At 55.9% G+C, this 18,590-nt stretch carries 13 protein-coding genes; 6 read left to right on the top strand and 7 right to left on the bottom strand.

Going from position 1 to position 18,590, the window contains the following annotated elements:
* The first annotated feature begins 407 nt into the window (after positions 1-407).
* Complete coding sequence (locus LG31_RS0119425; RefSeq protein ID WP_033116054.1) at positions 408-1,604, top strand: NnrS family protein; 1,197 nt, start codon at positions 408-410, stop codon at positions 1,602-1,604.
* Positions 1,605-1,613: 9 nt separating this feature from the next.
* Here the strand turns inward: LG31_RS0119425 and LG31_RS0119420 are convergent, their stop codons facing one another.
* Complete coding sequence (locus LG31_RS0119420) at positions 1,614-2,183, bottom strand: helix-turn-helix domain-containing protein (protein ID WP_033116053.1); 570 nt, start codon at positions 2,181-2,183, stop codon at positions 1,614-1,616.
* A 121-nt stretch (positions 2,184-2,304) separates the two neighbouring features.
* Here LG31_RS0119420 and LG31_RS0119415 point away from each other — a divergent pair, with 121 nt between their 5' ends.
* Complete coding sequence (locus tag LG31_RS0119415; RefSeq protein WP_033116052.1) at positions 2,305-3,480, top strand: benzoate/H(+) symporter BenE family transporter; 1,176 nt, start codon at positions 2,305-2,307, stop codon at positions 3,478-3,480.
* 120 nt (positions 3,481-3,600) lie between these two features.
* Complete coding sequence (locus LG31_RS0119410; RefSeq protein WP_033116051.1) at positions 3,601-4,671, top strand: DUF3103 family protein; 1,071 nt, start codon at positions 3,601-3,603, stop codon at positions 4,669-4,671.
* A gap of 60 nt (positions 4,672-4,731) precedes the next feature.
* Here the strand turns inward: LG31_RS0119410 and metF are convergent, their stop codons facing one another.
* On the bottom strand, positions 4,732-5,628 hold the full coding sequence (gene metF, locus LG31_RS0119405) for a methylenetetrahydrofolate reductase (protein ID WP_005341548.1): 897 nt from the start codon (positions 5,626-5,628) through the stop codon (positions 4,732-4,734).
* Between the two features lie 334 nt (positions 5,629-5,962).
* Here metF and LG31_RS0119400 point away from each other — a divergent pair, with 334 nt between their 5' ends.
* Complete coding sequence (locus LG31_RS0119400; protein WP_033116050.1) at positions 5,963-6,763, top strand: GNAT family N-acetyltransferase; 801 nt, start codon at positions 5,963-5,965, stop codon at positions 6,761-6,763.
* A 52-nt stretch (positions 6,764-6,815) separates the two neighbouring features.
* Here the strand turns inward: LG31_RS0119400 and LG31_RS0119395 are convergent, their stop codons facing one another.
* The 5 genes from LG31_RS0119395 to uvrA all read right to left on the bottom strand — a co-directional run bounded on the left by LG31_RS0119395 (position 6,816) and on the right by uvrA (position 16,147).
* A complete protein-coding gene (locus LG31_RS0119395; RefSeq protein WP_033116049.1) occupies positions 6,816-8,282 on the bottom strand; it encodes an ABC transporter substrate-binding protein in 1,467 nt (488 codons plus the stop codon).
* 8 nt (positions 8,283-8,290) lie between these two features.
* Complete coding sequence (locus tag LG31_RS0119390; protein ID WP_033116048.1) at positions 8,291-10,270, bottom strand: methyl-accepting chemotaxis protein; 1,980 nt, start codon at positions 10,268-10,270, stop codon at positions 8,291-8,293.
* A 225-nt stretch (positions 10,271-10,495) separates the two neighbouring features.
* Entirely contained in the window at positions 10,496-11,089 is a 594-nt protein-coding gene (locus LG31_RS0119385) for an OmpW family outer membrane protein (protein ID WP_033116047.1), read from the bottom strand.
* A gap of 444 nt (positions 11,090-11,533) precedes the next feature.
* Complete coding sequence (locus LG31_RS0119380; RefSeq protein WP_033116046.1) at positions 11,534-13,207, bottom strand: diguanylate cyclase; 1,674 nt, start codon at positions 13,205-13,207, stop codon at positions 11,534-11,536.
* 111 nt (positions 13,208-13,318) lie between these two features.
* Complete coding sequence (gene uvrA, locus LG31_RS0119375) at positions 13,319-16,147, bottom strand: excinuclease ABC subunit UvrA (RefSeq protein ID WP_033116045.1); 2,829 nt, start codon at positions 16,145-16,147, stop codon at positions 13,319-13,321.
* A 370-nt stretch (positions 16,148-16,517) separates the two neighbouring features.
* Here uvrA and LG31_RS0119370 point away from each other — a divergent pair, with 370 nt between their 5' ends.
* Together LG31_RS0119370 and LG31_RS0119365 are read left to right on the top strand one after the other, a co-directional pair.
* Entirely contained in the window at positions 16,518-17,096 is a 579-nt protein-coding gene (locus LG31_RS0119370) for a single-stranded DNA-binding protein (protein ID WP_033116044.1), read from the top strand.
* A 181-nt stretch (positions 17,097-17,277) separates the two neighbouring features.
* On the top strand, positions 17,278-18,450 hold the full coding sequence (locus tag LG31_RS0119365) for a site-specific integrase (protein WP_152598453.1): 1,173 nt from the start codon (positions 17,278-17,280) through the stop codon (positions 18,448-18,450).
* Positions 18,451-18,590: the final 140 nt, after the last annotated feature.

Raw genomic sequence — 18,590 nt, 5'->3', positions numbered from 1 at the left:
TTGTTAAAGAGCGACGCAGCTTTTGCTGCTGCGGGAGTGGCATTCTACTCAACCGCCTTCTCGAGTCAAGCCTTATTTTCAAAGGCTTTTCGAGGTTACCGACCCGGTTGTTTGCGTTGCCGCTTGCCGTGTCGATGGAGGCGCATTATAGGGAGTGAATTCGTTCTGGCAAGCGGATAATTGCAAAAAGATGGTTTTCGCTGTTCGCTCGCTCACAAAGCCACCAATCAGCATATTAAACCGGCGAAATCAGCTTACTGCAGGCACCTCAACAGCCAAATCAAGCTATCTGCCACGGTTTATCACAGCCCTCTCACTTCTTGCCCTTATCAACACATCGGTTTTAATTGAACATTTGAAAAGCCAACTTATAATTGGCTTTTCAAATGTTCAATTAAGGTTTCGTCATGCATCAGATCCTGGATAGCCGTAAAGAGGAAAAAATTTTTCCTCTGTTCCGCCTCGGGTTTCGGCCTTTCTTCCTGCTCGGCGCCTTGTTCTCAACATTGGTAATGCTGGGCTGGCTTGGGCAGCTCAATGGCTGGTTCGTCTTGCCGGGGATTGACAATCCCATCTGGTGGCATGCTCACGAGATGTTGTTTGGCTTCGGAGCAGCAATTGTTGCAGGATTTCTACTGACCGCAGTGCAAAACTGGACCGCTCACCCCGGGGTTAGAAGCTGGCCGCTAGTGCTGATCGTGGTGCTGTGGGCATTGCCGAGAGCTTTGCTGCCCTGGCTGGGCGAACACAATACCTTCTTGATGGCGGCAGACCTGCTCTGGCTGCCGCTTTGCGCCTGGTATCTGGCCAAACCTATCGTGCAGACTAAACAATGGCGCAACCTCTTCTTTGTGCCTCTGCTGGTTGTTCTGACCCTGCTCAACGCTGCCAGCTGGCTGTGGCAGACGCAGTGGGCAAGCATGGAACATCTGTTCATTACCACTGTGCTCTTGTTTACGACCCTGATCGCCGTGATGGGAGGACGAGTCATCCCCTTCTTTACCGCCAGAGCCACGGGGATGGAAAAAGTAGTATCTCTTCTATGGCTGGAGCGAGCGGCTCTCGCCACACTGTGGATCACGTTGGTGAGCTGGTTGCTGCTACCCATCCCGTGGACTACCAGCATCTATATGTTCCCTCTATATATAGTGGCGGCCATTTTGCACTTGTGGCGCCAGCTGCGTTGGCGGCTGTCGTCCACTCTTGGCCAACCTCTCTTGTGGTCGCTGCACCTCGCCTACCTGTTTATCCCACTTGGGTTGTTCGCCCTTGGTGCTCTGGCTGCCGGCATGCCCATCACCTTATCGCTTGCCAGCCATCTGCTCAGTGCCGGCTGCATGGGAACCATGATTCTGGGGATGATAGCCCGGGTTTCCCTTGGTCACAGTGGCCGGGCCTTGCAGGTGGGGCGCAGGATCCAGTGCGCTTTCGCGCTGGTGATCATGGCCGCCATGCTCAGGGTCGTGATCCCGCTATTCTGGCCTGCCTATACCCTGCATGGCTGGAACCTCAGCGGCCTGGCCTGGAGCCTGGCGTATGGGCTGTTTGTCTGGGTCTATGCCCCCATACTGACCAGCCCTCGTGCAGATGGGCGACCTGGCTGAGCCACCAGCTCAAGACCTGCTGGCCGGATAGTGGATCAGATTGTGGAAGATAGCCGGGGCCACCCCCTGATTGCGATAGCCATGAGGGCGATCAGCCGCAAAACGCACCGCCTCTCCCTGTGTCAAGGAACGCCACTCTCCCTCCACCAGCACTTCCATCTGGCCGCTGATGACGATGACATGCTCGGTCACTCCGGGCTCATGGGGTTCTGATTCTCGCTGATAACCGGGCAACAGAGTCAGCTCAAACAGTTCGAATCCAAAGCGCCCCTCATAAGGGAAGAGAGGGGCGACCTGCATGCCCTCTCCCGCCGGCTGCTGGCGAATCGCATCTGCGGTGCGATAGAGCACACCATTCTGCGCCGCGGGAGCTGATTCGATGAAACTGGAGAAAGAAACCCGGAACCCGGTCGCAATCTTCCACAGAGTGGCCACCGTCGGGCTCGATTCCCCTCGCTCAATCTGGCCCAGCATCGCCTTGCTGACACCCGTTTCGCGCGCCGCTACATCCAGGCTCCAGCCCAGTTCACTGCGTAAACCCTTCAGACGTTGTGCCAGATGCTGATTCACCTCTTGCATGACTGCCTCTTTAATTGTGCCTGCATTAATCGCCTTGTGCGCTATGACGCACATCGATATAGTCTGGTGCAATATTGTACGTAATAACGCACAAACCGCCACAACCCCACAAGGACGTTATATGCCCTTTGCCCTTCCCCATCTGGTCGCCGGCTTCATCGCCGTGATGGTCGGTTATACCAGCTCGGTCATCTTGATCATTCAGGCCGCCACAGCAGCCGGAGCAGATGCCACCCAGCTCGCATCCTGGCTATGGACGCTGGGTATCGGCATGGGCAGCAGCTGCATCGCCCTCTCCCTCTATTACCGCATCCCCGTCTTGACCGCTTGGTCGACTCCAGGGGCCGCCCTGCTCATCACCAGCCTGGGTAACTTCACCCTGGCCGAGGCCATCGGCGCCTTCGTTATCTCTTCCCTGCTGATCACCTTGTGCGGCATCAGCGGCTGGTTCGATCGGCTAATGCGTCATATCCCCGCCCAGCTGGCAGCGGCCATGCTGGCCGGGGTACTGCTCAAATTCGGGTTGGATCTGTTCAAGGTCGCGCCGGCAGATCCTTTGCTGCTCGGCAGCCTGCTGCTGGCGTTTTTACTCGGCCGCCATCTCTGGCCACGCTATACCATGGTGCTGGTACTGGCGGTCGGCATCCTCATCTGCCTGTTGAGAGGAGAGCTGCAGCTTGACACCATTCACTGGCAACTGGCCGGCCCGGTCATGACCTGGCCAGAGTTTTCCCTTGGTGCCCTGTTCGGCATCGCTCTGCCGCTGTTCATCGTCACCATGACCTCCCAGAACATGCCGGGCATTACCATTTTACGGGCCCACGGCTATCAACCCGCCACCTCATCTCTCATCACCTGGACCGGCCTGACCGGTCTGCTGCTGGCTCCCTTCGGCGGTTACGCCTTCAACCTGGCGGCCATCACCGCTGCCATCTGCATGGGGAAAGAGGTTGATCCGGACGCCGACCGGCGTTGGCCCGCGGCTGTGTGGGCTGGCGGCTTCTATCTGCTGACCGGCTGTTTCGGGGCCACGGTCGCAACGTTGTTCACGGCTTTCCCGACCACACTGGTAACCTGCGTTGCCGGTCTGGCGCTGCTCGGCACCATCGGCAGCAGCCTGCATACCGCATTGCAGCACGACGATGCCCGTGAGGCTGCTCTGCTGACCTTCATCATCACGGCTTCCGGTATCAACCTGCTCGACATCGCTGCCGCCTGCTGGGGACTGCTAATCGGCATGGGGCTCTATGGCATCCAAATTTATCGACAAAGGAATCAATTGGATCACAAACCGTGAACCATTCCACACTCTCCGTACAAAATAGTTCACAACTGAAACTAATTTTAATCTAGTGGCATCAGGCGGCATCTTCTTCCCAATTTGCCGCCTGTCAGGTTCATATAACGGAGAATAAAAATGAAAAATCAGGCTGTCTTGTTATTGCTGGCCATACTGGGCGCCACGAGCGTCCAGGCTGCCGATACGGATCGGGAGCTGGCGCGCCAGCTCGCGCTACAACAGAAGAGTTTGCTGCCACTGGTGAGCAATCCTCAGTACCAAAGCCCGCTGCCAGAGTTGTTGAAGAAAGCGCCCACCCGCCTTAAACGGCAAGCAACAGATGCCAACCAGGCTGCTATCACCAGACAAGGGCTAGACGGGGAAGTGAAGCAGCTGATGCAGCTGCGACTGGCCAACCCGGAACAGGCCGCCGCCTTGCAACAGGGGGTTGAACCGCTGGTCGCTTATGTCCCGAGCGGCGATGAGAAGAGCTGGAGTGCCATCGAAGCGTTCGACAGCGCCGGCAATCCGGTCTATCTGGATGTCGATAAGGCACCGGCCCGACCAGTGCTCGTGGTCGAAGCCGATCCGGTGAAAGCCAAAAATGCCGGTCTGCAGGTGATGCGCAAGGCATTTGCCGCGGCCGATATGCAGGCAGCCCCCCAACCCAAAGCCGCTACCAACACTGCACCGCTCAAAACCAGCATTCTGAAAAAGATCAGACTGAAAGATGATCAGGAGCCCTGGCTGCTTGGTGCTGCCGAGGTTTATGCCGTCGTCGCCGGGGTCAACCCCAGTCGGGATGAGCCCGTGGTCGATATCGTCGATATGCCCTACCTCGACTATGACAATACCGACTACACCCCCAACCAGATCCTGGTTCACTGGGATCGCTACCGCTGGGGTGCGGTTGATATCGTGATGATGGAGCAGGATGACAACGTCAACTACAAGGAGCTGGCCGACCTGCTGATTGAGGCGCTCAAGCTCGGCTTTACCGCTGGCGGAGTGCCGGAGGGCCTCCCCTTCCTCGATCTGGGTGGTCGTATCGTCAAGGCGCTGCCCGACTCCTGGATGACCAACGACGATGACTATCTGGATACCTTCTACACCCTGGAGCAGGACCAGAGTTATCACCAGTATCCGGGAGCGGCAGGCAATGCGGTGATCGATCTCGAGCCGAAAGAGATCGCCCCGACCAGACCCTGACGGGTCGCCATAACAAAAAAGCCAATGATCAACTCATTGGCTTTTTTATCCCTCTGGCGGTTACGGCTGGCCTTTCGGTCTAACCCCCAGGGTGTGGCAGATGGCATAGGTCAATTCGGATCGGTTCAGGGTATAGAAGTGGAAATCCTTGACCCCTTCCTGACTCAGCACCCGCACCTGATCGATAGCGATACTCGCCCCCACCAGATTACGAGTCATCTGATCGTTCTCCAGCCCTTCAAAACGCTGATGCATCCAGCGCGGGATCTTCACGTTGGTGAAGCCGGCAAACTTGGCCAGAGTCTGGTAGTTGGAGACCGGCAGGATCCCCGGCACGATTTCGGCATCAATACCGATAGCGGCACAGCGATCCCGAAAACGCAGATAGGTCTCCACATCGAAGAAGAACTGGGTAATCGCGCGGTTGGCACCGGCATCGATCTTGCGCTTGAGGTTGAGCAGGTCCGACTGGGCGCTCTTCGCCTCCGGGTGACCTTCCGGATAGGCCGCCACCGAGATATCAAAGTCAGCTTCAGCCTTGAGCAGGGCAACCAGATCGGTCGCATACATCTCGGGCTTCTCCAACCCCTGAGGCAGATCACCACGCAGCGCCACAATATGGCGGATACCGCTGTTCCAGTAATCGCGGGCAATGGTACGCAACTCGTCGCGGCTGGCATCGATACAGGTCAGGTGGGGCGCGGCAATCAGACCGGTACGCTCCTTGATATCCTTGATCACCTTGTGAGTGCGATCCCGAGTGCCGGAATTGGCGCCATAGGTCACGGAGACAAACTTGGGTTCCAGCACTTTCAGTCGCTCAATGGACTGCCAGAGCGTGTTTTCCATCCCTTCACTGTTGGGCGGGAAAAACTCGAAACTGACCGATATATCGCCATTCAAATCTGCCAGACTCTGGTTGAGCGCTTCAACCTGACGTGCACTGTGAAATCCCATCTGCTCTTCTCCCTGTCCCGCAATCCATCTACGCACGCCAAAACGGATGTTTGGACGTCTAAACGTCTCTATATTTATGAGCAAAGCAATATAAAGTCAACTGTCATTTCACAAACACCGTCAGATGAAACTCATCGTTACAAATTAATCAACGACTAAGCGGAACTCCTCATCCCAAAATTATCCCGGGCGAGTTATGATAGACGACGGATCGTCTTGGACGTTCTGAATCTGCGTGTGATTGTTTGGCCGGAGAATCAATTCTCCGGCCCCTTTTTATCTACTTCTTCCTGCACCTGCCGATAAAAGATTGAATCTTCGCAGGAGCACCATCATGGATACCCACCCCGGCTTTGCCACCGACTTGCTGTTTGATCGCTATCAGGGCGAGGTCACCCGGCACGAGCAGTTCTGGGCCGTGCACACTCCGGATGCTCCCGACTACTACTTTGGCAACTATCTGCTGCTCGCCTCTCCCCCCAGTGACAGGGATAAAGGATGGCTGGAAGCCGCATTCGATCAACTGATTGGCCAAGATCCCAGGATCCAGCACCGAACTTTCCAGTGGCCACTGGCCGAAGGGCAGAACAGTCGTGTCGCCGGCTTCGTCACTACCGGATATCAATATCTGGAGTGCGTAGTTCTGGCACTCGACAAGGATGGCTGGCAAATGTCCGATAGCGCCCTTTCCCATGCCGAAGTGCGTGCATTCAAGCCTGCTGACTGGCAAGAGTGGATAGACTTCGAGCTCAATGAGCGAGATGAAGCCCATTCAAAGGAGAGTTATCTCTCCTATCTTCACTCCCGCCGAGAGCTCTATCAGGCGATGATCGCCGACGGACTGGGAAACTGGTGGGGGGTCTGGCTGGATGATCAGCTGGTTGCCAGCTGCGGTCTCTTCTTTACCGATAAGTTGGGGCGCTTTCAGCTGGTAAGAACCCACCGGAGATGGCGTAATCAGGGGCTCTGCCGCCAGCTGCTGAGCAAGGTTGCCCAACACGGGCTGACTCGCGTCGAACAGCTGATCATAGTGGCCGACGAGCACTATCACGCACAGCGGATCTACCGCTCGCTTGGTTTCACTCCGGTCGCCCGCATCGGCAGCCTTTGCCGCTGGCCCCATGAGCCTCGGTAGAGCAGCAACAAAAACGGGAGGCTGATGCCTCCCGTTCCTTTTACAAACCCCGCTATTGCTGAGGAGCTTCCAGCTCTTTGGATAGCGCCTGCTCCACCTCATGGAGAGATGCAGGTTGTGGGGCTGCAGCAGACGACGCTGGCAGAACAGGAGCAACCGATGCCACTGGTGCAGGTGCAGGTGCAGGTGCAGGTGCAGCAGGAGTGTCGGTCGTTGCAGGGGCCGCGGAAACAGCCGCTGCCGGAGCGACTGCATCACACTGACAATCCTGCCCCTTGGCCTTGTTGCCCTGATGGGGGGCATACCACCCTTTGAGGCCATTCTCCAACCGCTCTGCGGCAGCTTTGGGCTCCATCTTGCCGAGCAACACCGCCTGACTCACTTCCGCCAGCTCATCCCCCAACTTGGGAGTGCCACGAGAGAGGATCTGGGTCGCCACGCGAATGGTCGAGTCACACTGATCGCGCCACCCCATCATCTCCCTTGCCGCCGGATTGGTAACATCAAAGAAGTGGTTGGAGAGGGAGAAAAATCCCGGCAACGAGTTGGTATAGAGCTCGGCAAACTGCGGGGTTGTCAGCCACTGCAGGAAAGCCATCGCCCCCTCCTTGTTCTTGCTCGCCGGATTCATCCCCATACCGATATCGGTGTGGTCGGTAAAGAAGCAGCCGTCACCCTGTTTTGCCACAGGCGGGCGCATCACACCAAAATCGACCTTGCCGGTAAAGGGTGCAATCTCCCAGGAACCCGCCACATAGAAAGCAGCCTTGCCGGAGGTAAACAGCTCGTTGCTGGCTGCGTAATCGCGACTATCGGCCCCCTCGCCAAGATAGTCGTGCCAGCGGGCCAGCTCGTCGAACACCTTCACGTATTGCGGGTTGTCGAGGCGCTCCTGTCCGCCGATCAGCGCCAGTCGCCCATCCTCACCCTTCCAGTAGTTGGGGCCAATGTTCTGGAAACCCAGTTCGGAGGCAACCCAGCTCTCGGAACCACTCATGGCAAGCGGCACGTAACGGCCATCCGCCTTCACCTTGTCGAGCACAGCAAAGAACTCATCACGAGTTTGCGGGATAGCCAGCCCCAGCTCGCTGAAAATCTTCTTGTTGTAGAAGAAACCATGGATAACCGACGCCATGGGTACGCAGAAGGTCTGGGCACCGGAGTCAGTCTGCCAGGGCGACTGGGCAAAACTCGGGAAGTTTTCCATTCCCGCCATCTCGGTCAGCTCAGCCAGATGACCCGCCTTGAACAGCGCCAGTGAATCATCGAACGGGCGACAGGTGATGAGGTCGCCGGCCTTGCCCCCCTTCAGGTTTTCCCACAGGGTCGGCATGTAATTGACGTTCTGAACCGGGTGAAAACTTACCTTGATACCGGGATGTGACGCCTCGAATGCCGGGATGATCTTCTGTTCCCACAGCGCCTTGTCATCGGTACGCCAGCTTTCTATCACCAACTCACTGGCCATCAACTGGCCACACAACAGGAGACTCAGGGCTCCAATCCACTTTTTAGACATAAGCCCTCCTAGACCTTGAAATGTGCAATCAGTTGCTGCTGCTTGGCGACCAGTTCCGCCAGCACTTCGCTGCTGCTGGCCGACTCGCGCGCTTCGCGCTCCGTCTCGTACGCCACCTCGGCAATACCTGATATATGGCGAGCCACCCCCTGACTGACCGAGATTTGCTCCTGAGCGGCATGCGCCACCTGATCCGCCATCGACTTGATGGCTCCCATCCGATCGGCGATGGATTGCAGTGCACTGTCCATCTCGCGAGTCTGCTCTACACAATTCTGGGTCTGCTCCTGACTGCGCCCCATCACTTCGACGACATGTTTGCTGGAGCTCTGCAGGTTCTCAATCATCGCCTGGATCTCCTCGGTCGACGTCTGGGTGCGATTGGCCAGAGCCCGCACTTCATCAGCGACCACCGCAAAGCCGCGACCGGCATCGCCGGCCCGGGCCGCCTCGATGGCGGCGTTCAGCGCCAGCAGGTTGGTCTGTTCGGCAATGCTGCGGATCACATCGAGAATGCTGCCGATATTGTTGCTGAACTCGCCCAGCTTGTAGGTGATGCCAACGGCCTCCTCCATGGCACCGGCCAGTTGTTCGGTAATTCGGCGGGTGGTCGCTACCTTCTGGCGGCCACTGCGGGCCTCTTCATCCGCCAGATCCACCTCGCGCTTGGTACCATCGGTGGAGCGCGCAACTTCGGTCGCACTCACTTCAAGTTCGGTGATGGCTGCTGCGACCTGATCGGTCTGGCTCTTCTGTTCCTGTACCCGCGACATGGCACGTTCGCTGATCTCGGCAGCCCGGCTCGCTTCATCCACCAGATGGCGTGAGCCCGCATTGATCTGGGAGAGCAGCTCACCAGTCTTGCCCGCCAGCGTATCGATGGAGCGGGAGAGGCTGCCAAATTCGCAACTGCTGCGATAGTTGATGCGGCGGGTCATATCACCGGCCGCCATGTAGCTCAGCTCCTTGTCGATCATCTGCAACGGCCGCTGAATGCTGAGAGTGGTGGTATAACCAATCACCAGTGCTGCACCGGCAGAGATGGCAGCTACTACCAGGATCCAGAAACTGGCGCTGGTGACCGCCGCATCGGCGTTGACCCGGCTTTCACTGGCAATTGCACTCGCGGATTTACCCATCTCATCAAGCAGGTTCAGGCTGTTGATCAAGCTGGCATCTAGCTGCTGGTTCTGGCTTGCCAGTGACAACTCCAGCTGCTGGGCCTGACGCATGGTTGCCAGCAGGCCCTGCGGGCCAAGTGCCAGCTCCTGCATTCGATCCAGATTGGCAACGAAACGGGCTTTCACATCATCAGGCACCAGCACCCGATCCAGCCGCTTGCGGGCCATCTCGATATCCTTGCTCAGCACCCTTTCCAGCTCGTTCAGATCGGTCTTGGCATCGGCACGACGGATATTCTTCAAATCACGGGCAATACCGGAGGTAATCAGCTCAGCCTTGTTGCGCATGGAGCGTTTGCTGGCCGTCTGTTGCAGCAGCAAGTCGGCAGCCCACTGGTAGGTATCTTCAAGGCGAATAAACGCCATCTCCAGCTTGCGGCGCTGATCCAGCGCACTGACCCATTGACCATGCTGGGCAAGCACCTGATCCGCCAGCGAGTAGAACTGGCGAGTGGCATTTTCGACCTGCTGAAAACGAGCTCGGGCATCCGCCACGTCGGTAAATTTGCCCATCTCCTGACTGAGCTGGGCAAAACGGTTCTGCTGCTCTTTGAACTGGCTGGCCAACTGCGGCAGCTGACCTCCCTCTTCGCTGGTACGATAGATCAGCACCCAACGGTTACTATCCTGCAACGCCCCCTTGAGACCCGCGACGGCGACGACCAGTGGTGTTGCCCGATCGGAGACAGCCGATAGGCCCTCGTTGATCCCTTTGATTTTGAAAGTACTGATCATGCCAAGCAGGATCAGCAACAGCAGCATCAACACGAATCCTGCGATGATCCGCTGCACAATAGATAAACCCATGGAGACATCCTCACTCATTGGGGGAAAGTAAAGTGAACATAGTCACTATCGGCAGGGGTGGCTAATTACTGAAACCAGGCTTGGGTATTTAATTGATTTGTATGGGACTGGATCACAATCAGCGGCAATTGCGGGGACAAAAAAGCCCGACACAAGCCGGGCTGAAAGAGACGTACATTGCTATTTTCTACGGCCCCAGAGCAAAGGGCCGTCAGAATCAGATCATCAGAAACGGTAGCCTGCGCCAATCATAAAGACCATAGGATCAATCTTGGTCTTGATGCCATCCCCACCGTTTACATGTACATCGGTATCGATATCCATGATCCAGGCAGAACCGTTCACGAACCAGCGGTCAGTGATAGCCATATCGATACCGACTTGCCCTGCAACACCCCAGGAATCATCTAGGCTCACATCGCTGTTGCTCAGAGGACCACGGCCTTTCTCATCAAAGAAGGTGGTGTAGTTGACACCGACACCAACATACGGACGAACCTTGCTCTGGGCGTCACCAAAGTAGTACTGCGCCATCAGAGTCGGCGGCAGGTGCTTGACCTTGGCCACTTCGGTATCCCCCTGCTTCACGGAGTGGGAGAACGGGGTTGCAGCCAGCAGCTCAACACCGAAGTTATCGGTAGCCATATAGGTCAGCGTCAAACCAAGCTGGGCATTGTCGTTGATTTCAAAAGCGTTGCCGCTGTCTTGCGGAGATACAACGGCCAGACCGCCACGAACCAGAATGTCGCCAGCCTGATGGGCCATGGCGAAAGGAGAGGTCACTGCAGCGGCAATCATCAGAGGAAGTAATTTTTTCATCACGTAATCCCTTTTTTGTTTTCATTTGATGCTGTAAGCCTGCTGACTATAGTTCCTTGTAAATGCAAAGTTATTGACTTGGAGCAAAGGTTGCACAGAAATAAATTGATTGCGCTGACATCTTTGCGGTTCGTTTAATCCCCCTCTCGGAAAGCCAAAAACCTCGATAGCGTCGCCTTGATGACAATACCGCTTCGATTAAGGTGCAATTCAATCACACCTTATCTGGGCAATTTCCCTCGGCGACTTGTTGTTAATCAATGTAAAAAAGCGTATTTTTGCGGCGCACAAGTTATCAGGAAGTAATGGTTTATTTATGAAGAATCAGTCTCGGTGGCAAAAGGTGGGAGCCATACTTGCTGCCATCTGGGGAATAGGTTCCTTTCTCTTTATCCTGTTCGGTTTCATGTTTGCTATAGCCTACCTGGTGCTCGTGCGTCAGGGTTAACCGCGGCTCTTTGACATCTGTTCGGTTAACAGCAAGCTTCGCGCGAGTTGTTCAGCGGATTGACCAACAGCATCATCAGACACTCTCCCCGAATAACCTCGCCACTGGTTGCGGCCACCCTGTTTGGCCTGATAGAGCGCCATATCGGCCAGCTTGAAGCTATGGCTCCAGAATGAATCCGTCATCCCGCAATGCAGCGGGTAACTGCAATATCCCGCGGAAACCGTCAACCACAGTGGCAGATCCTCACGGCCAAAACGGTGCTGAGCAATGCGCTGGCGGATGTATTCGACACGCAGGGCCACCTCTTGTTCATCTTCTATCTGCAACAGCAGCAGAAACTCCTCTCCTCCCAACCTGATAAGAGGCTCACTCTCGCCAGTTACCAGTTTGCGCAGCAACTCGGCCAGCTGACCCAGCACCAGATCACCGATATCGTGCCCCAGCTCGTCATTGATCCGTTTGAAGTGATCGAGATCGAGCAGTAACAACAGACAAGGGGTCGCCGCATGGGATCGCAACCACTCATCCAGATAACGTCGGTTAAAACAGCGGGTCAACGGATCGGTGAAGGCGGCCGCTTCCATCCGGTTCGATCTCGCCAGCAGATGATCATGCTGTTCACTCACCTTGCTGGCCATTTCACGAAACTTGCCGCTCAGCATGGCCATTTCGACACTGCTGTCGATCTCCGGGATCAAGCCTGCATCCGGTTTATCGCCAAAGCGCTGCAACGCCGCAACCAGCTGCTGCAGGGGAGTCAGCACGATAGCCTTCAAGCGGGACATGGCGATGGTGACGCAGATGAAGCTGATAACCAGCATGCCAACGAAGGTCCAGAGCGCCCCCTCCAGTACACCGCTCAAAACCGTGCGCTCCTCTTCGATTTGCAGAGTCAGCACAGGCTGGCGCTCACTGTTTAGCAGGCGAACCTCTCCCCGAAGACGCGCCAGACCCAGATCGGTCAGGCGATAGGTCATTTGTGGCCCCAGCGGCGTAAACGAAGCGGAAAGATCCGTATTGATATGGGTAATGGCCAGCGGCAGAGCGGTGCGATCCGATACCTCGCCAAGATAGCTCTTGTCGAGCCAGCGCAAGAGCAGCAAGAAGCCGTTGAACGTGGATGACCCCTTGCTATCCCGAATGGGCTGCCAGGCATACATCAGAGGCCCCCACTGGGAAGAGCGGATCCCATGCAGATTGCCTCCGCCCAGTGCCAATGACTGCTCTCTCAGCTCTCTTTTCAACTCGTCAAGAAAGTAGGGAAACTGACCCGGATTGACACCGGGGGCATCGGGCAGCAGGGTGCGGGTCCAGACCTCATAACCATTGAGATCCATAAAGCTCATCAGATTGAGGCTGAAGTCCTGCATCGTCATGTCATTGAGCAGATTGGATTCAATGTAAGCGCGCTTCTTGCTGGCCATAAAGCGGTAGCTATCATCCCAAAGCCCCCAGTCACGACTCAAGGCATTCAGCGAGGCCAGATCGGCCTGCACCACCCGGCTGACCCGAAGCAAATGTTCCCTCATCCGCTGGTCTTCGATACGATTGGCGGCTGGCACCTGAGCCCAGGCCACCACGATCAGCAGCAACAAGATGGCGCCCAGCCAGATAGGAAACATGGAGTAAGCCAACTGATGATCGATGGTGCGCGAAGCCTGAGCCATAAACCGACATATCCATTGCAGTGATGCTGCGATGCCACGCACCGCCCGAAACCTCCAAGCTCCCGATTTTCATAATAAAAAAGGGGCCCAAGGCCCCACGATTATAACGGTTTATCTCTCCAGCAGGGGCCGTAAAAAGCGTGCTGTATGAGACTCTTTATTGGCACATATCTCCTCCGGTGTCCCCGTAACCAGAATACGGCCACCACCGGCGCCTCCCTCCGGCCCCAGATCGACGATCCAGTCGGCAGTTTTCACTACATCAAGATTGTGCTCGATGATGACAATGGTGTTGCCACGATCCCGCAGCTGGTGCAGCACCTTGAGCAACTGCTGGATGTCGTGGAAATGCAGGCCAGTAGTCGGCTCATCCAGGATGTAGAGGGTCTGACCGGTATCCCGCTTGGAGAGCTCGCGCGCCAGCTTGACCCGCTGCGCCTCCCCACCCGATAAGGTAGTAGCCGACTGGCCAAGGCGGATATAGGAGAGGCCCACGTCCATCAGGGTCTGCAGCTTGCGTGCCACTGCCGGCACCGGCTCGAAGAACTCGCGGGCATCTTCCACTGTCATCTCGAGGATTTCGTGGATGTTTTTGCCCTTGTACTTCACCTCCAGGGTCTCGCGGTTATAACGCTTGCCCTTGCAGACATCGCACGGCACGTAGACATCCGGCAGGAAGTGCATCTCCACCTTGATAACCCCATCCCCCTGGCAGGCCTCGCAGCGGCCCCCCTTCACGTTGAAGGAGAAGCGGCCCGGCTGGTAGCCGCGGGAACGCGCCTCCTGGGTGCCGGAGAGCAGCTCGCGGATCGGAGTGAACAAGCCGGTATAGGTGGCCGGGTTGGAGCGCGGAGTACGGCCGATGGGGCTCTGGTCGATATCCACCACCTTGTCCAGATGCTCCAGCCCCTCGACGCTGCGATAGGGAGCCGGAGTGGACTCGGTCGCCTTGTTGAGCTCGCGATGGGCAATGCGGAACAGGGTGTCGTTGATCAGGGTCGACTTGCCGGAGCCGGAGACGCCGGTGACGCAGGTCATCACCCCGATGGGCAGATCCAGATTGACGTTACGCAGGTTGTTGCCGCTCGCCCCCTTGAGTTTCAACCACTTGCCGGTGAGCGGCGTGCGCTCGGTGGGAATGGCGATCTGCTTGCGACCAGAGAGGTAGTCACCGGTGAGCGACTCGGGATTGGCGATAATCTCCTCCGGCGTGCCTTGAGCGACGATAGCGCCGCCATGCACCCCGGCCCCCGGGCCGATGTCGAGCACATGGTCGGCGAGGCGAATGGCATCCTCGTCGTGCTCCACCACGATGACGGTGTTGCCCAGATCGCGCAGGTGAGTGAGGGTCTTGAGCAGCCGTTCGTTGTCACGCTGGTGCAGGCCGATGGAGGGCTCGTCCAGCACATACATGACCCCTACCAGACCGGCACCAATCTGGCTCGCCAGTCGAATGCGCTGCGCCTCGCCGCCGGAGAGGGTCTCGGCACTGCGCGACAGGCTCAGGTAGTTGAGACCCACGTTCACCAGGAAACCTAGCCGCTCGACGATCTCTTTCAAAATCTTCTCGGCGATCTGGGCGCGCTGACCGGTCAGGCTCAGCCCCTCGAAGAAGGCGAGCGCATCGCCGATGGACTGCTCGGCAATGGCTGGCAGGTTGCGGTTGTCGACGAAGACGTGGCGCGCCTCCTCCCGCAGTCGGCTGCCACCGCAGCTGGCACAGGATTTGTTGGCGATGTATTTGGAAAGCTCTTCGCGCACCGAGTTGGATTCGGTTTCCCGGTAGCGCCGCTCCATGTTGTGCAGGATCCCCTCGAACGGGTGCTTGCGCACTACCACGTCGCCGCGGTCGTTCATGTAGCGGAATTCGATCTCGGTACGGCCGGAACCGCGCAGGATCACCTCTTGAGTCTTGAGAGGCAGATCTTCCCATGGCGTTTCCAGATCGAACTTGTAGTGCTCGGAGAGGGATTTGAGCATCTGGAAGTAGTAGAAGCTGCGCTTGTCCCAGCCACGGATAGCACCATTGGCCAGACTGATGGAAGGATCGCCGATCACCTTGGCCGGATCGAAATATTGCTGTACCCCGAGGCCGTCGCAGGTCGGGCAGGCACCGGCCGGGTTGTTGAAGGAGAAGATCCGCGGTTCCAGCTCCGACATGGAGTAACCGCACTCCGGGCAGGCGAAGTTGGCGGAGAAGGTCATGGGGGCAACCCCCTCCTCGCCGTCCATCGGCACTACCAGTACGATGCCGCCGGAGAGGGTCAGCGCCGTCTCGAACGACTCGGCCAGACGCAGCGCCAGATCCTCGCGCACCTTGAAGCGATCCACCACCACCTCGATGGTGTGCTTCTTGTGCAGTTCCAGAGTCGGAGGATCGGAGAGATCGCACACCTCGCCGTCGATACGGGCACGGATGTAGCCCTGGGCCGCCAGATTCTCCAGCAGCTTGGTGTGTTCCCCCTTGCGATCGCGCACCACCGGGGCCAGCAGCATCAGCTTGCTCCCCTCCGGCTGGGCCAGCACCTGATCCACCATCTGACTGATGGTCTGGGCGGCGAGCGGAATGGCGTGGGTCGGGCAGCGCGGCTCACCGACCCGGGCAAACAGCAGACGCAGGTAGTCGTAGATTTCGGTGATGGTGCCGACGGTCGAGCGCGGGTTGTGGGAAGTGGACTTCTGCTCGATAGAAATAGCGGGCGAGAGCCCCTCGATATGGTCGACGTCCGGCTTCTCCATCAGGGAGAGGAACTGGCGAGCATAGGCGGAGAGCGACTCCACATAGCGGCGCTGCCCCTCGGCATAGAGGGTATCGAACGCCAGAGAGGATTTGCCCGAACCGGAGAGGCCGGTGACCACGATCAGCTTGTCGCGGGGCAGGGTCAGATTGATGTTCTTGAGGTTGTGGGTGCGAGCACCCCGGACCACGATCTTTTCCATCTTGTTGCACGCTCGATACGGAAACCTGAGCGAGTCAGTATGGCATAGAGACTACTGGATGAATAGACAGGCATTATCTATCGCCGTTATCCTTTTTTACGATGGATAGACCGTTCGTCACCGCCTGACCAAGGCGGCGAGTTTGCCCCCAATCCACACCAGCAAGCGCTCGCCCGCAGAGTGATCAACTGTTACTATTGGGGGCTAAACCTGAATCAGAACACGCGAAACGAGCACTCTGATTGCTGCAACGGTTATAGAAAAACCATGCTGTTCAATATGATAACGACATGGTCATGAAAAAAGCGCGGTAACTTATTTAGTGGGTCCAGGCCTTGCCTGACCGGAATATAAAGGTGGAAGAGAGATTATGGCCAGTCGAGGCATCAATAAAGTCATTCTGATCGGTAACCTCGGGCAAGACCCGGAAGTACGCTACATGCCGAGTGGCGGTGCTGTGACCAACATTACTCTGGCCACCTCTGAAACCTGGCGCGACAAGCAGACCGGTGAGCAGAAAGAGCGCACCGAGTGGCACCGTGTCGTCTTCATGGGCAAGCTGGCCGAAGTGGCTGGCGAGTACCTGAAGAAGGGCTCTCAGGTCTATGTCGAAGGCAAACTGCAGACTCGCAAATGGCAAGATCAGAGTGGCCAGGAGCGCTACACCACTGAAGTGCTGGTCGACAGCTTTACCGGCGTCATGCAGATGCTGGGTGGCCGTCCGCAAGGCGGTCAGGGCATGGGCCAGAACATGGGTGGCCAGCAAGGTGGCTGGGGTCAGCCGCAGCAAGCCATGCAGCAGCCGATGAACCAGCAGCGTCCGGCCGCCGCCCCGCAGCAAAACATGCAGCAGCAGGGTGGATACGGCCGTCCGGCCCAGCAGCCCCAGTCTGCCCCGCCGGTCTACAACGAGCCGCCGATGGATTTCGACGACGACATTCCGTTCTAGGGCCGGATTTTTTAAAATGTAAAGCACCATGTAAAGCAAAATGCCTAAAAACCCCGATATTTCGGGGTTTTTTCATTTCTAAACATGTAAAGATTGCTCATTCTGAAAGCTCGGAGTATACATTAGGAATAGGTGTCTAAAAGTGTAAAGGAATGATGCAGTGAAGCTCAGAACCGTCAACATGAAGCAGTACAATGAACGTAAGTATCTAATCGTTGATGAGAGAGGACTCCCCATCCCGAGGCTATGTGAGTTCACTCTGACACACCTGTATGGTGCGGAAAAAACACAGGAGAATAATGCAAACCACCTAATCCATATCGAACGATGGGCAGCAATGCTAAAAGTAGATCTAACGGAAATTGTTGCTGAGACAGGGTTTGCTGATACGGGCTTATACCAGAGTTTTCTCAAACACCTTGAGCATCACTCATACGATATCAACGGAGCAAGACCCCTCCGGCCAGATATTGTTAGTCCTGATTATTTCAATCAACGCCTTGACCTAGTATTGGTTTACTTTCAATTTTTAGCCGATAAAGCAATTTCCAAGCGCCGTAATACAGATCCTCTATTCCATCAAATACCCAAGATGATGGAAAAACTTCAAGTAAAACTAGCCAAGCTGAGAAGACCAAAGACAGATCCAGGCCGCGCCCTTGGTTTGTCATTAGTCCAACAAGCAACACTGTATGATGTCATGGAAATGCCAAGTTTGCTTGGCTGGAATAAATCTACTCAGTTACGTAACAAGCTAATTCTTAGATTACTTTTAGAAACAGGAATTAGGAAAGGTGAACTGCTATCACTTACAACATCAAACTGCCATACGAGCAAGCTGGTACATGGTGTTTACCCATTTATCCTGACACAGCAGAATGTCGAGTATGACGATCCTCGCAATAGAGCGCCTCGCGAGAAAACAGTTGGCCGGATCATCCCTATTTCATTTCCTTTAGCTTCAATGATTGATGAGTATAAGCAGGCTAGAAAATCTCTTGGCGACTCAGCTATGAAGAGCCCTTATTTACTCTTAGCGACAACCAAACCACACAATCCGCTATCAATAGCAGCATTGGATGATATTTTCTCAAGTATCAAGAATAAGATTTTAGAGCTGTCAGATATCCACCCTCATAAATTAAGACATACTCTCTTTGAAAATCTTGACAGAATGCTCACCAAAATGGGAATTGATGCAGCTCAACAGAAAAAGCTAAAAAATAATGTTGGGGGGTGGACGTATAACTCAGATAGTAGTCTAATATATGAAGCTGGTTCAATAATGGAACAATGCAACTTAGTTCTAAACCAACTTCATGCTGAAATGGAATCACATAGAAAATTATCATAATATGATTGCCGAGGTGGTGGCTATGCCGACAAAAAAAATAGATAAAAACGAAATTATGTTGGTACAAATAGACCAGCACCAAAAATTTGCTTATGACCCATATCCTGTAAGTCAGTCAGGCCAACGACTGGATTTAACAC

It is taken from the genome of Aeromonas lacus (assembly GCF_000764665.1).
GTDB classification, from domain to species: Bacteria; Pseudomonadota; Gammaproteobacteria; order Enterobacterales; family Aeromonadaceae; genus Aeromonas; species Aeromonas lacus.
Note: the sequence above shows the minus strand (reverse complement) of the source record. Positions and strands in the feature narration are given on the sequence as shown.

Bases quoted from the DNA above. Each gene is read 5' to 3' on its own strand.
- LG31_RS0119425 (WP_033116054.1), top strand. From the start codon at position 408: ATGCATCAGATCCTGGATAGCCGTAAAGAGGAAAAAATTTTTCCTCTG.
- LG31_RS0119420 (WP_033116053.1), bottom strand. From the start codon at position 2,183: ATGCAAGAGGTGAATCAGCATCTGGCACAACGTCTGAAGGGTTTACGC.
- LG31_RS0119415 (WP_033116052.1), top strand. From the start codon at position 2,305: ATGCCCTTTGCCCTTCCCCATCTGGTCGCCGGCTTCATCGCCGTGATG.
- LG31_RS0119410 (WP_033116051.1), top strand. From the start codon at position 3,601: ATGAAAAATCAGGCTGTCTTGTTATTGCTGGCCATACTGGGCGCCACG.
- metF (WP_005341548.1), bottom strand. From the start codon at position 5,628: ATGGGATTTCACAGTGCACGTCAGGTTGAAGCGCTCAACCAGAGTCTG.
- LG31_RS0119400 (WP_033116050.1), top strand. From the start codon at position 5,963: ATGGATACCCACCCCGGCTTTGCCACCGACTTGCTGTTTGATCGCTAT.
- LG31_RS0119395 (WP_033116049.1), bottom strand. From the start codon at position 8,282: ATGTCTAAAAAGTGGATTGGAGCCCTGAGTCTCCTGTTGTGTGGCCAG.
- LG31_RS0119390 (WP_033116048.1), bottom strand. From the start codon at position 10,270: ATGGGTTTATCTATTGTGCAGCGGATCATCGCAGGATTCGTGTTGATG.
- LG31_RS0119385 (WP_033116047.1), bottom strand. From the start codon at position 11,089: ATGAAAAAATTACTTCCTCTGATGATTGCCGCTGCAGTGACCTCTCCT.
- LG31_RS0119380 (WP_033116046.1), bottom strand. From the start codon at position 13,207: ATGGCTCAGGCTTCGCGCACCATCGATCATCAGTTGGCTTACTCCATG.
- uvrA (WP_033116045.1), bottom strand. From the start codon at position 16,147: ATGGAAAAGATCGTGGTCCGGGGTGCTCGCACCCACAACCTCAAGAAC.
- LG31_RS0119370 (WP_033116044.1), top strand. From the start codon at position 16,518: ATGGCCAGTCGAGGCATCAATAAAGTCATTCTGATCGGTAACCTCGGG.
- LG31_RS0119365 (WP_152598453.1), top strand. From the start codon at position 17,278: ATGAAGCAGTACAATGAACGTAAGTATCTAATCGTTGATGAGAGAGGA.